Genomic DNA, 12339 nt, shown 5'->3' on the forward strand with positions numbered 1-12339 from the left:
TCGGTTGCGACACCGTGATGACGATCGAACGCCGCCCGGATCGACAGTCAGCCGTTGCCGAGTTCGTCGAGCATGCGCCGCTGCTCGGCGGTGAGGCCGTCCTGCAGCTCCTCCCGCGCGACCCGCGTGCCCGACGACGGCGTCGAGGGAGCGGCATCCACCGACCCGGTCTTCGCCCCGGTAGCTCTGTCGTACAGCGCACCCGCGCGGGCCTCGAGCCGGTCGTCGATCGCGGAGTAGATCCACCAGGCGAGTAGCAGGAAGAGCGGGGGCAGCAGGTAGCCGAGGAACCAGTTGTACACGTGGACGCCCGACAGCATCACGACGAGGATCCACACGATGAGCTCGACGAGGAAGACGAGACCGATCTTGACGAACGTCTCTCCGGCCTTCGTCCGCTCCGATGCCGACTTCGCCGCCATGTTCGCGAACCACCGGCGCATGGCGGGCTTGAGCCAGATGGTGGCCGCGGTGAGGATCACGCTCGCCCACAGCACACCCCAGCCCACCGAGACGCCCGCGACGAGCAGATCGATCACGAGGAGGACGACGAGGTTGAACACGTACAGCGTCGCGAATCGGACGACCCAGGTCTTCATGCGTCCAGCGTCCCACGCGCGCGGCGGCGCGGCCACCTCGGGAGACCGCGCCGCAGGCGTCAGGCCGCGAGGTCGACGGTCTCTCGAGAGCGGGTGATGGATGCTGCCGCATCCCGCCGACCGAGGGACGAGGCCTCGGCGACCCACCGCCCGCGCTGCTCCTCCTCCGAGAAGCGGACGGGCGTGAACCGCGTGATGCCCGTCGTCTTGACGCCGCAGTAGCCGAGGATCGCGCTCTTGAGGCTCGTCTCCGCCGCGTTGCGGTAGACCAGGCGGTTCCAGAACCTCGGAGTGTCCATCGTCATGACGATGCGCGCCGTGCGCCCGGCCAGCAGGCGCTCGGACAGGGCGGTCTTCGGCCGGTAGCGGTAGGCGAAGCCGGACAGGAACACGCGGTCGATGAACGCCTTGAGCGCCGCCGGGTAGGTGCCCCACCACTGCGGGTGGAAGAACACCAGGTGATCGGCCCACTGCACGTCGGCGACATAGCGGGCGACGTCGGGGTCGAGGGGCGCGTCGTCGTCGGTGCGTGGCATCCGCAGCTCGTCACGGCTGGTGGGATGCTGGGGGATCGGGTCGTTCGCCAGGTCGACGACGCGGACATCGGCGCCGCCGGCACTCGCGGCGTCGACGTACGACGACGCGAGTGCGTGGTTGAGGCTGCCGGCGATGGGCGTTCCGACGATGACCAGGATGCGAGGGTTCATTCGGGGATTCCTTTCTCGGTGACGAGTTCCATGAGGGTTTCGAGCTGATGGTTGAGCTGTGCGACGTCGATGCCCTCGGCACCGAGCCGCGGGTCGGCGAAGAGCGCGGTGAACTGGTCGTCGAGGCCGCCGCCGGCCGTGATGACGAGCTGCAGCGCGCCCGGCGTGAGAGTGAGCAGCACGCGACGGCCGTGGTGCGGGTCGTCTTCCGCGACGATCCAGCCGTCGGCGACGAGCGAGGGCACGCGCTTGCTCACGGCCGCCTTCGTCACGAAGAGGCAGCGCGCGAGCGTCGTGATGTCGACGGGCTGGAGCTCGGCGACAGCGGAGAGGAACTGGAACTGGCTGAACGACACCCCGTGCCTCTCTCGCAGCATCTCATCCGCGTAGGAGTCCATGAGCGAGACCAGGTGGTGAAGAGTCACCGTGATGCGATCGGCCATATGAGAAGTAAACCTGTTGACACCCTAGGGTGTCAACAGGTTTACACCATCGGATCTCAGGTGATCGAGACGAGCTGTGTGATGTCGTCGTTGGGCAGACTGTCGGCGACGGCGCTAACGGTGACGTCGCCGAGGTCGGCGCGTCCCGAGATGATATTGAGGAACGCCGTGTCGGCGGCATCCCGTCCCGTCGCGATGCGGACGAGTGTCTGCCGCGGAGCCAGCGTCGTCGCGTCGACCACGCGCCAGGCGCCGTCGACCCACGCCTCGGCGACCGCGTGGAAATCCATGGGCGACAGTCCGGGGGCGTAGACGGCGACCAGGCGGGCAGGGATTCCCAGAGCCCTCAGCAGCGCGACCGACAGGTGCGAATAGTCGCGGCACACGCCCTGGCGGGCCAGGAGGGTGCGGACGGCGCCGTCGGTGGGGAGCGACGAGCCCGAGACATAGGCGAGGCGAGTGCCCACCCACGACGACACGGCCGCGAGGAGCTCGGCCGAACCCGTGAGCCCGTCGAACTCGGCGACCGCGGTCGGCGCGAGGGCGTCGGACTCCGCGTAGCGGCTCGGCCGGCCGTAGACGAGCAGGTCGGTGTCGGTCGCCGGGGCCGGCTCGGCCGCGCCCTCGATGGTGGCCGCGTACTCGACCACGAGCTCACCCGGCTGCGCCTCGATCCGGTGGAGTCGTGTGCCGTGCGCGTCGGACAGCTCGCGGTAGTCGATGCTCGTGCCGTCGAGCGTCGCGGAGAACCGTTCGGAGGTCGGGGCGTAGGCCGAGGAGACGGCGATCGCGAAGACGAGATCGGCGGCTTCGGTGACGTTCAGGACGATGCGGGCGGAGACATCCCTCTTCATGCCGTCCACGATGGCATGCCCGCGCGGTCGGTGCGGGCGCTTGACACATCCGGGGTCGGCCTGCGACGCCCGCCGCGCGGTCTACCGGTCGGCCCCGCAGCGGCGGGGGCGCGGCGATCCCGGGGGGATGGATCTGTGCCGCGCGGGGCCGACCGGAGTCAATGGCCGGGCTTGGCGCCCTTCGCGGCCGCGATCTCGACCGCACGGTCGATCTCCTGCGTCAGGGTGTTGCCGGCCTCGTCGGCGGTGGTGACCCGCAGATCGACCCACCCGCCCGCATCCGGTGCCTTCAGCTGCGCGGAGTACGCCGCGACGTACGCGCGGCCCGCCGCGAAGATGCCGTCGGGCGCGTCGCCCGGGCCGGACGTGTCGCGCGCCGTCAGGGTGAGCGGCACAGGCATCCACTCGCCTCCCGCCAGCCGTGCCTCGAGGGTCGTCGAGGCGACCGCCGCGCTGCCGACGGCGCCCGCGACGTGGCCCACCTCGAGCGTGAAAGGCACCCCGGCGCCCTTCTTGCGGTCGACTCCGGCTCGGCCTGAGGCGTCGATGCCGACGTCGTAGTAGGCCTGCATCATCGGCAGGAGCCGGTTCGACCAGTCGTCCGCGGTTCCGTTCGTCTCGAACGTCCACTCGCTGACCGTCTTGATCGACGAGGAGAGGATCGTGCCGTCGTGGGTCGCGGTCTGCACGACGCGCACGTCGCTCGACCCGTCCGGCGTCTCCCAGTAGTTGACGTCGGTGAAGGGAGACGACTTCACGAGCTGACCGTCGAGATACAGATCGGTCGTGACGGTCGCCCGCGGTTCGGCCTCGTAGATCTCGAGCATCGTCCCGGTGTGGTGCACATCGCCGCCGTCCGCCCAGCTGGGAAGGTTGATCGCGAGGTTCGAGCTGTAGCGCGCCGGCGCGTAGTAGCCCTCCGCGACGAAGGGGCGGACGATCGGTCGGAAGTACTCCGCCGTCGAGCGTCGGCCCGCCTGGTAGGTGCGCGGGATGTCACGGATCTCCCAGTTGCCGTCGACCGTGAAGGCCTCCTGGTACCACCCGACCGACGGGTCGACCCAGTCGGTCCGCTGCATGCCGCGCTGCGTGCCCACCGAGAGCCCGAACCCGTACTTCCCGGTCGGCTTGAGGTCCCAGCGCAGCTCGCCCACGACGTCGCCCTTGTCGCCGTAGAAGGTCGTGTCGACGCGCGCGAGCTTTCCCGGCCGGTAGGCGAGGTCGGTCGGCACGGAGCCCTTCACATAGCGCGACAGGTCCCAGACCTCGCTCGAGTACGGCTCGCCGTGGGCCTCGGCCCTCTGGGGCTTCCGAAGGAGCGCCGAGACGGCGCGGCCTTCGGCGCCGCTGATCCCGGCCACGGGGATCGGGACGTTCGTGACGAAGTCCTCCCGTCCGACCCAGGTGCTGAACTCGCCGTCGGCGCTGTTCGCGATGACGAGCATCGCCGCGCCCGCCTCGGCGGCGTTGGATGCGAGCTGCATGGGCGTGAGGTCCGCCGACGCCGTCGCGAACGCGACCTTTCCCGCGACCTCAGCGGCGGCGAAGTCCTGCGCGCTCCCGGCGCCGACATCGACCACTGCCGCCTTGAGCGTGCCGTCGAACGGTGCTGCTCCGCTCTGCGGGATGGTGTCGAGCGTCGTTCCGCCGATCGCGAGGGACAGGCGCTCGTGCACGAGCCGCCAGCGCGTGGAGAAGTCGAACCCGGTGTCGGCCGACGCCTTCTGCGGCTGGGCCCACATCTCGTCGACGACGGTCGGGACGAGCATCCCGTTCTCGAATCCCGTGACCGACATGTCCATCCGCCGCACGAGCTGCTCGAGGTGCTTCGTCCCGACGTCGACCGACACCTTCTTGGTCGCGCGCGCGTCGAGTGCGACGGTCTTCGCCCTGTCGAGCACGACCTCGGGGTCGCCCAGATAGACGGCTGCGAGGGTGTCGGCGGTGCGCGGGATCTCGGCGAACGTCGACACCGACCAGCGGCCCTTCGGCAGGCGGATGGTGCGCTCGCCGGAGACGGCGACGAGATCGAACGAGCCGTCGCCGACGTTGAAGACGGCGACCTGCGCATCGATCGGCTCGCCCTGGAAGCCCGTGGCGGTGAGGGTGAGGTCGTACCGCTCGGATTCGCGCAGCAGACCGAGTGCCGTGCGCGCCACCGGCGTGCCGTCGACGGAGGCGACCAGCGCTCCCGTGTTCTGCGTGCCCGCCGTCACCGCTGCAGGGTCGGCCGTGATGGTCGCCGAACGTGACTCGCCTGCCGGGATCGTCAGGGTCTGCGCGTCGAGCGAGAGGGCGCTCGCCGTGTCGGCGCCCGAGCCCTCGTATGTCGTGTCGTGCAGCGTGGCGGTGAGTTCGACCGTCACCTCTGCGTCGCCCCGGTTGGTGTACTCGATCGTCCTCGCGATCGGCGCGAGGTCCGCGCCCCACGAGACGAGGCCGAAGTCGCCGGAACCGGATGCGACGACCTGCGCGTCGACGGCGGCGGCGACGTCGACGACGCCCGTGCCGGCCTCGTACGGCGTGAGCCCCAGATCGGTCGTCGAGCTCACCAGGGCGGCGCGCAGCTGAGCGGCCGTGTATTCGGGATGCTGCTGCTTGACGATCGCGGCCGCGCCCGAGACGTGCGGCGTCGCCATCGAGGTGCCGCTCATGGCGATGTAGGCGCCGTCGCCGGGGGAGTCGGCCGAGCGTGCCGCCGTGACGTCGTTGCCGGGGCCCGCGATGTCCGGCTTCATCGCGCCCGAGAGCGTGAGCGGGCCCTGGCTCGTGAACCACGACATGGCTCCGCTCGGGTCGTCGACCGACCCGACGGTCAGCGCCGCGCGCGCGGCGCCGGGCGAGCCGATGGTCTCGGGCGCGCCGTAATTGCCCGCCGCGACGACGAAGAGCGTGCCCGTCTCGTCGGCGATCTCGTCGAGCGCCGTGTCCATGATGTCCGTGCCGTCCGACGGGGTCATCGACCCGATGCTCATCGACACGATCGGCGCGCGCTGCGCCGCCCATTCCATTCCGGCGATGACCCACGAGTCCTGGCCCTCGCCCGTCGAGTCGAGGATCTTGCCCACGAGCAGGTTCGCGCCGTCGGCGACTCCGCGGTGGGTGCCGCCGCTCGCGGCGCCCGTGCCGGCGATGGTCGAGGCGACGTGGGTGCCGTGCCCGTTCGGGTCCGACGCCACGTCTTCGTCGGGCACGAAGCTCGTCGACTCGGGGAGCACGCGACCCGCGAGATCGGGGTGCGTGTCGTCATACCCCGTGTCGAGGACGGCCACGGTGACGCCGTCGCCCGTGTACCCCTCGGCCCAGGCCTCGGGTGCGTGGATCCACGGCACGCTCGAGTCGAGCGTCGCCTTCACCTTGCCGTCGAGGTGGATGGCCTCGACGCCGCCGCCGAGGGATACGTCGGCGTCGAACGTCGCGGGGGCGGCCGTGAGCGCGGCCCACGTCGCCGCGGCATCCTTGTGATCCGCCTTGGCCGCGGCTCCGCCGATGCTCTCGAGCGGCACGCCGAGCTCGATGCCCGGCGCGGGGGCGCTGAACGTCGACGGCCCGGAGGCGAGCTCGAGGATGACGGGCGTCGCGTCGACGTGGGCGTCGTCGTAGCCGTACTCGATGAGCCGGGTGACGTTGAACAGGTCGCGGTCGACCACGTCGGCGGCGAGGTAGCGCTCCACGCCCTCGGGGATGACGAGCAGGTCGCCGTCGACGGTCATGGTGCGGTATCCCGCCCCCGGCGTCACGGTGTCGACGTCGACGACCTGGCGACCGCCGGGGATCGTGGTGACGTGCACTCGGTCTCCGGTGATGAGGGTGACCGTGTGGTCCTCGCCGGCGGGCGCGGTGGTCGCCGCCCCCGCGGCCGGGGGTGCGGCGTTCGCGGGGGCGGCGAGTCCGAGGGACGCGGTGACCAGGGCCGCGCCGGTGACGGCGGCGACGGTGCGGGCGCGGCGGAAGACGGGGGGCTGCTGTGCCATGGCGGGGAGGGACCTCTCGTGAAGCGTCCTTCCCACTGTCGCCGAGGACGGCTCTAGAGTGTTGGCGGAGAAACGCCATGGCGTCGATCCGCCACTCAACCGACGACGCGCAGGAGGCCGCGATGCTCGAGGCGCTCGGACTGAGCGAGGACCACTCCGCCGTCTACCGGATGCTGCTCGGTCTGCCGTCGGCCGATCTCGCGGGCATCGCGAGCGAGGCATCCATCTCGGTGGGAACCGCTCGTCGCGTCGTCGACGACCTGGAGGAGCTGGGACTGCTCGCGCGCCTCGCGTCGGCTCCCGACCGGATCGTGGCGTCGCCACCCGCCGTCGCGATGCTGCCGATCCTGCGCGAGCGCGAGCGCCAGCTCGCCGCCGGTCACCAGGCGCTCGTGCACCTCAGCGACCTGTACCGCGAGGGCGCGGCGCAGCGGGCCGCCCCCGACGTCGTCGAGGTGGTCTTCGGACCGGATGCCGTCGCACAGCGCCTGGGACAGCTGCAGGCGTCGGCCGAGGAGCAGGTGCGGGCCTTCGTGCTCGAGGATGTCGCGATCATGTCGGGCGCCGACAACGTCGAGGAGGACCGAGCGCTCGCCCGCGGCGTGCGCTACCGGGTCGTGGTCGAGGCGGGCGTCCTGGATCGCCCCGGCTACATCGATGCGGTGCGCGAGCTCGAGCCTCTCGGCGAGGAGGTCCGCGTGCTCCCGAGCCTGCCCACGCGGCTCTTCGTCGCCGACGAGTCGCACGCCCTCATCCCGATGTACTCACGCGGCGAGCGCCGCGTCGCAGGCGGCCTGCTCATCCACCCGAGCGGGCTGCTCGACCTCGTCATCGCGATGTTCGAGGAGGCCTGGAAGTCGGCGCCGACGCTGCTCGCGTCGCGGGGAGTCCTCCAGGAGCGGGGCGACGATCCGGTCGACACCGACCTCCTCGCGCTGCTGCTTCTGGGGTTGACGGATGCCGCGGCCGCGACGCAGCTCGGGATCTCGGTGCGCACCGTGCAGCGCCGCGTCGCCGACCTCATGGAGCGGGCGGGCGTCGCGACGCGCATCCAGCTCGGGGCCGAGGCCGTGCGCCGCGGCTGGGTCTGACGCGACCAGATCAGGAGAAGGAGCCGGAATCAGGAGGGATGCCTCGGATTGCGCCTGATTCGGGCGCTGCACCCTGATCGCGGAGCAGCCGTCAGTACGACGGGCGCTTGTCGTCGTTGCCGGCGGTGAGGGTGAATCGGGCCGCGAGGGTCTCGGAGCCGCGGGCGAGGAGGGCGACGTCGGCGCCGACGAGCACGAAGGTCGCGCCCGCTTCCAGATAGCGGTCGGCGACGGCGGGGTCGAAGGCGTTGACGCCGACGGGCTTGCCGGCTTTGCGGACGGCGTCGAACGTGCGCTTGACCGCGTCGACGACGTCGGGATGGGTCTGCTCGCCGAGCACGCCCATCGACGCGGCGAGGTCGCTCGGGCCGACGAAGACGCCGTCCACGCCGTCGACCGCGGCGATCGCGGCCGCCTCCTCGACGCCGGCGGCGGTCTCGATCTGCACGAACAGCGAGACGTGCTCGTCGGCGTCGGCGAGATAGCCCTCGACGCGGTTCCAGCGCGCGCTGCGCGCCAGCGCCGACCCGACCCCGCGGGTGCCGCGTGGGGGATAGCGCACCGCGGCGACGGCCGCCTCGGCCTCCGCGGCGGACGAGATCATCGGCACCAGCAGGTTCTGCGCGCCGAGGTCGAGCACCTGCTTGATCGTCACGACGTCGCCGATCGGCACGCGCACGACGGGGGTCACGGGATAGCCCGACACGGCGTGCAGCTGCGCGACGACGGATTCGAGGCCGTTGGGCGCGTGCTCCATGTCGATGAGCACCCAGTCCAGGCCCGCGCCCGCGCAGATCTCGGCGACCAACGGCGAGCCGGTGCACACCCAGATCCCGGCCAGGGGACGGGATGCCTCGCCGAGAGCCTGGCGGAATGTCGGCGTCAGACGAAGCGGCATGTGATGACTCCCATCGGTCCGTAGTCGCAGCGCACCTCGTCGCCGCGGCTCACCCACATCGGGCGTGTGAACGAGCCTGCCAGGATGATCTCACCCGCCTCGAGCCGCGCGCCGTGCTGGTGGAATTTGTTCGCCAGCCACGCCACGCCCGTCGCCGGGTGGCCGAGCACGCCGGCGGCGACGCCGGTCTCCTCGATCTCGCCGTTCTTGTAGAGAAGTCCCGGCACCCAGCGCAGGTCGATCTCGTCTGGGCGCTTGTGCACCGTGCCCAGGACTATCGCCCCGTAGGCGGCGTTGTCGCTGATCGTGTCGACGATCGTGCGGCCCTCGAGCTCGATGTGCGAGTTGAGCACCTCGAGCGCGGGCACGGCGTAGTCGATCGCCGCGAGCGCGTCGTCGAGCGTGCAGTCGGGGCCTTCGAGCGGCGTCTTCAGGACGAACGCGAGCTCGACCTCGATCCGCACGTTGGAGAAGTGGTCCACCGGGATCTCGGCGCCGGATTCGTAGACGGTGTCATCGAACATCACGCCGTAGTCCGGCTCGGTGATGCCCGTCGCCTGCTGCATCGCCTTCGACGTGAGCCCGATCTTGCGGCCGACCAGCGTGCGGCCCGCGGCGAGGTTCTTGTCCCGCCATACCCCCTGGATCGCGTACGAGTCCTCCACCGTCGCGTCCGGGTATCGCGCCGTGATCCGCGGGATCACGCTGTGGGCACGATCGGCTTCGGCGAGCTCGTCTGCGATCGCCGCGATCTGCTCGGATGACAGCATCCATTCCTCCTTGCGTGTGATGTGGCCCTCCGTGTCCCACTTTCGACCGTTCCCGGCGCCTCAAGTGACCGAAAGTGGGACACGCATGGTCGAAATCGGGACACGCGCCACCCCCCGGGGGCGGGAGGGGCGGATGCCGGACTAGAGCTGGGCGCCGAGCTTGAACTCGCCCTGCTTCCAGGACGGCAGCTCGTCGGGGGTGTCATCGGGACGCGTGTACGAGAAGCCGTCCGCGCCGATCGTGACGGCCATCTCCGACAAGTCGGTGCGGGCGACGACGGGCTGCGGGTTGCCGTCGAGGTCGAGGACGAGGGATGCCTCGGTGTACCACGACGGGACGACGGGGTTGCCCCACCAGTCGCGGCGCTGGTTGTCGTGGACGTCCCACGTGACGACGGGGTTGTCGGGGTCGCCCGTGTAGTAGTCCTGCGTGTAGATCTCGACGCGGTGCCCGTCGGGGTCGCGCAGGTAGAGGTAGAACGCGTTCGACACGCCGTGGCGGCCGGGTCCGCGCTCGATCGCGTCCGAGCGACGGAGAGCCCCGAGCTTGTCGCAGATCGCGAGGATGTTGTGCTTCTCGTGCGTCGCGAAGGCGACGTGGTGCATCCGCGGACCGTCCCCGCCCGTCATCGCGGTGTCGTGCACGGTGGGCTTGCGGCGCATCCACGCGGCGTAGACCGTGCCCTCCTCGTCCTGAATGTCCTCTGTCACGCGAAAGCCGAGCGACTGCATGAAGTTGACGGCGCGCGGCACGTCGGGCGTCACCTGGTTGAAGTGGTCGAGGCGGACGAGCTCGCCGGGCGTGTGCAGGTCGTACCGCCACGACAGCCGCTCGACGTGCTCGGTCTGGTGGAAGAACTCGTACGGGAAGCCGAGCGGATCGGTGACGCGCACCGAGTCGCCGATGCCCTTCGTGAAGCCGTCGGCGCGCCGCTCGATGCGGCATCCCAGCTCCTCGTAGAAGGCGACGGCCTTGTCGAGGTCTTCGGGGGTGCGCACGCGGTACGAGAAGGCGGCGACCGCGGCGATCGGGCCCTGCCGCAGCACGAGGTTGTGGTGGATGAACTCCTCCGTGGAACGGAGGTAGATCGTCTCGTCGTCCTCCTCGGTGACGTAGAGACCCAGCACGTCGACGTAGAAGACGCGGGATGCCGCGAGGTCGGTGACGACGAGCTCCATGTACGCGCACCGGAGGATGTCGGGCGGCGAGGCCTGCGGCGTCGGAATGGGGTTGTCGGAGTGGATCGGCGCCTCCTGCGAGACGTAGAAGCCGGAGGAGGTGAGGGTCTTGTCGTGGGTCATGTCAGCGTCCTTGCTCTGCCGGTCCCTGAGCTCGTCGAGGGGTCGAACGTCGACGCTTCGACGAGCTCAGTGACCAGGGTGATCGAAGTGGTCGGGAGGACTCAGCGGGGGTCCGGGTCGTCGAGGTCGGTCGCAGAACCGGTCCCTGAGCCTGTCGAAGGGTGGGCCTTGCCGAAGGTGGGGTTGTGCACCTCGCCGAGGGTGATGTGCACCGACTGCTGGTCGGTGTAGAAGTCGATCGAGCGGTAGCCGCCCTCGTGCCCGAGGCCCGACGCCTTGACGCCGCCGAAGGGAGTCCGCAGGTCGCGGACGTTGTTCGAGTTGAGCCACACCATTCCGGCCTCGACGGCCTGCGAGAAGTTGTGCGCCCGCTTGAGGTCGTTCGTCCAGATGTACGCGGCGAGCCCGTACTTCGTGTTGTTGGCGAGCTCCAGCGCCTCCTCGTCGGAGTCGAAGGGCGTGATCGCGACGACGGGTCCGAAGATCTCCTCCTGGAAGATCCGCGCATCGGGCGCGACGTCGGCGAACACCGTCGGCTCGACGAAGTTGCCGGTCTCGAAGCCCTCCGGGCGTCCGCCGCCCGCGACGAGCCGCGCCTCGGACTTGCCGATCTCGATGTACGACACGACCTTGTCGTAGTGCTCGGGGTGCACGAGGGCCCCGACCTCGGTCGCCGGGTCGTGCGGGTAGCCGACGACGACGCGCTTCGCCTGCGCCGCATACTTCTCCACGAACTCGTCGTAGATGTCGCGCTCGACGAGGATCCGCGAACCCGCGGTGCACCGCTCGCCGTTGAGCGAGAAGACGCCGAAGATCGTCGCGTCGACGGCCGCGTCGAGGTCGGCGTCGGCGAAGACGACGGCGGGCGACTTGCCGCCGAGCTCCATCGAGAGGCCCTTGAGGAACGGCGCGGCGTTGCCGAAGATCAGCTGCCCCGTCGAGCTCTCGCCCGTGAACGAGATGAGCGGGACATCGGGATGCTTCACCAGCGCGTCGCCGGCATCCTCACCGAGCCCGTTCACGAGGTTGAAGACGCCCTTCGGCAGCCCGGCCTCCTCGAAGATGCCGGCCCACAGCGACGCTGACAGCGGCGTGAACTCGGCGGGCTTGAGGACGACGGTGTTGCCGGTCGCGAGCGCGGGGCCGAGCTTCCACGACTCGAGCATGAACGGCGTGTTCCACGGCGTGATGAGCCCGGCCACGCCGATCGGCTTGCGGTTGACGTAGTTGATCTGCCGGCCCGGCACCTTGTAGGTGTCGTCGGCCTGGGCGACGATCAGGTCCGCGAAGAACCGGAAGTTCTCGGCGGCGCGCCGGGCCTGCCCGAGCGCCTGCGTGATCGGGAGGCCCGAGTCGAAGCTCTCGAGCTCGGCGAGCCGCGCGTCGCGGGACTCGACGATGTCGGCGATGCGGTGCAGGATGCGGGAGCGCTCGCGCGGCAGCATCCTGGGCCACGGTCCTTCGGTGAAGGCGCGCCGCGCCGCGGCGACGGCGCGGTCGATGTCGGCCTTCTTGCCCGCGGCTGCCTGCAGGTACACCTCGTTCGAGACGGGGTCGAGCACGTCGAACGTGTCACCGTCGGCCGAGTCGACGAACTCGCCGTCGATGTAGTGCTGGATGCGGGTGGGCAGATCGGCGGGCACGTGGCGCTCTGCCGTCGCCGAGGCGGTGGTGGTGTCGGTCATGGGTTCCTCCGGTTCG

At 70.3% G+C, this 12339-nt stretch carries 10 protein-coding genes; 1 reads left to right on the top strand and 9 read right to left on the bottom strand.

The features are described 5' to 3' along the window. Positions 1-47: 47 nt before the first annotated feature. The 5 genes from AAIB33_RS01245 to AAIB33_RS01265 all read right to left on the bottom strand — a co-directional run bounded on the left by AAIB33_RS01245 (position 48) and on the right by AAIB33_RS01265 (position 6577). Entirely contained in the window at positions 48-599 is a 552-nt protein-coding gene (locus tag AAIB33_RS01245) for a hypothetical protein (protein ID WP_345801756.1), read from the bottom strand. A gap of 59 nt (positions 600-658) precedes the next feature. Then, positions 659-1306 (bottom strand): NAD(P)H-dependent oxidoreductase, encoded by a 648-nt coding sequence (locus tag AAIB33_RS01250; RefSeq protein ID WP_345801757.1) that lies wholly within the window; start codon positions 1304-1306, stop codon positions 659-661. Further along, complete coding sequence (locus AAIB33_RS01255; RefSeq protein WP_345801758.1) at positions 1303-1749, bottom strand: helix-turn-helix domain-containing protein; 447 nt, start codon at positions 1747-1749, stop codon at positions 1303-1305. The genes AAIB33_RS01250 and AAIB33_RS01255 overlap by 4 nt, the downstream gene beginning before the upstream one ends. A gap of 56 nt (positions 1750-1805) precedes the next feature. Continuing rightward, positions 1806-2603, bottom strand: a complete 798-nt coding sequence (locus AAIB33_RS01260; RefSeq protein WP_345801759.1) for a transglutaminase family protein — start codon at positions 2601-2603, stop codon at positions 1806-1808. 158 nt (positions 2604-2761) lie between these two features. Then, complete coding sequence (locus tag AAIB33_RS01265) at positions 2762-6577, bottom strand: S8 family serine peptidase (RefSeq protein WP_345801760.1); 3816 nt, start codon at positions 6575-6577, stop codon at positions 2762-2764. Between the two features lie 77 nt (positions 6578-6654). Here AAIB33_RS01265 and AAIB33_RS01270 point away from each other — a divergent pair, with 77 nt between their 5' ends. After that, a complete protein-coding gene (locus AAIB33_RS01270) occupies positions 6655-7668 on the top strand; it encodes a helix-turn-helix domain-containing protein (RefSeq protein WP_345801761.1) in 1014 nt (337 codons plus the stop codon). A gap of 91 nt (positions 7669-7759) precedes the next feature. Here AAIB33_RS01270 and AAIB33_RS01275 read toward each other — a convergent pair whose 3' ends face one another. The 4 genes from AAIB33_RS01275 to hpaE all read right to left on the bottom strand — a co-directional run bounded on the left by AAIB33_RS01275 (position 7760) and on the right by hpaE (position 12323). Next, positions 7760-8566 carry an aldolase/citrate lyase family protein gene (locus AAIB33_RS01275; RefSeq protein WP_345801762.1) on the bottom strand — a complete coding sequence of 269 codons (807 nt, stop codon included), beginning with the start codon at positions 8564-8566 and terminating at the stop codon, positions 7760-7762. Next, positions 8551-9336, bottom strand: a complete 786-nt coding sequence (locus tag AAIB33_RS01280) for a fumarylacetoacetate hydrolase family protein (protein WP_345801763.1) — start codon at positions 9334-9336, stop codon at positions 8551-8553. Before AAIB33_RS01280 ends, AAIB33_RS01275 begins: the two co-directional genes overlap by 16 nt. A gap of 141 nt (positions 9337-9477) precedes the next feature. Continuing rightward, positions 9478-10638 (bottom strand): 3,4-dihydroxyphenylacetate 2,3-dioxygenase, encoded by a 1161-nt coding sequence (gene hpaD, locus AAIB33_RS01285; RefSeq protein ID WP_345801764.1) that lies wholly within the window; start codon positions 10636-10638, stop codon positions 9478-9480. A gap of 101 nt (positions 10639-10739) precedes the next feature. Further along, positions 10740-12323, bottom strand: a complete 1584-nt coding sequence (hpaE, locus tag AAIB33_RS01290) for a 5-carboxymethyl-2-hydroxymuconate semialdehyde dehydrogenase (RefSeq protein ID WP_345801765.1) — start codon at positions 12321-12323, stop codon at positions 10740-10742. Positions 12324-12339: the final 16 nt, after the last annotated feature.

It is taken from the genome of Microbacterium sp. AZCO, assembly GCF_039614715.1.
Classification (GTDB): Bacteria; Actinomycetota; Actinomycetes; order Actinomycetales; family Microbacteriaceae; genus Microbacterium.

Coding starts and splice junctions, on each gene's coding strand:
- hpaE (WP_345801765.1), bottom strand. CDS start 12,323: ATGACCGACACCACCACCGCCTCGGCGACGGCAGAGCGCCACGTGCCC.
- hpaD (WP_345801764.1), bottom strand. CDS start 10,638: ATGACCCACGACAAGACCCTCACCTCCTCCGGCTTCTACGTCTCGCAG.
- AAIB33_RS01260 (WP_345801759.1), bottom strand. CDS start 2,603: ATGAAGAGGGATGTCTCCGCCCGCATCGTCCTGAACGTCACCGAAGCC.
- AAIB33_RS01255 (WP_345801758.1), bottom strand. CDS start 1,749: ATGGCCGATCGCATCACGGTGACTCTTCACCACCTGGTCTCGCTCATG.
- AAIB33_RS01275 (WP_345801762.1), bottom strand. CDS start 8,566: ATGCCGCTTCGTCTGACGCCGACATTCCGCCAGGCTCTCGGCGAGGCA.
- AAIB33_RS01280 (WP_345801763.1), bottom strand. CDS start 9,336: ATGCTGTCATCCGAGCAGATCGCGGCGATCGCAGACGAGCTCGCCGAA.
- AAIB33_RS01270 (WP_345801761.1), top strand. CDS start 6,655: ATGGCGTCGATCCGCCACTCAACCGACGACGCGCAGGAGGCCGCGATG.
- AAIB33_RS01250 (WP_345801757.1), bottom strand. CDS start 1,306: ATGAACCCTCGCATCCTGGTCATCGTCGGAACGCCCATCGCCGGCAGC.
- AAIB33_RS01265 (WP_345801760.1), bottom strand. CDS start 6,577: ATGGCACAGCAGCCCCCCGTCTTCCGCCGCGCCCGCACCGTCGCCGCC.
- AAIB33_RS01245 (WP_345801756.1), bottom strand. CDS start 599: ATGAAGACCTGGGTCGTCCGATTCGCGACGCTGTACGTGTTCAACCTC.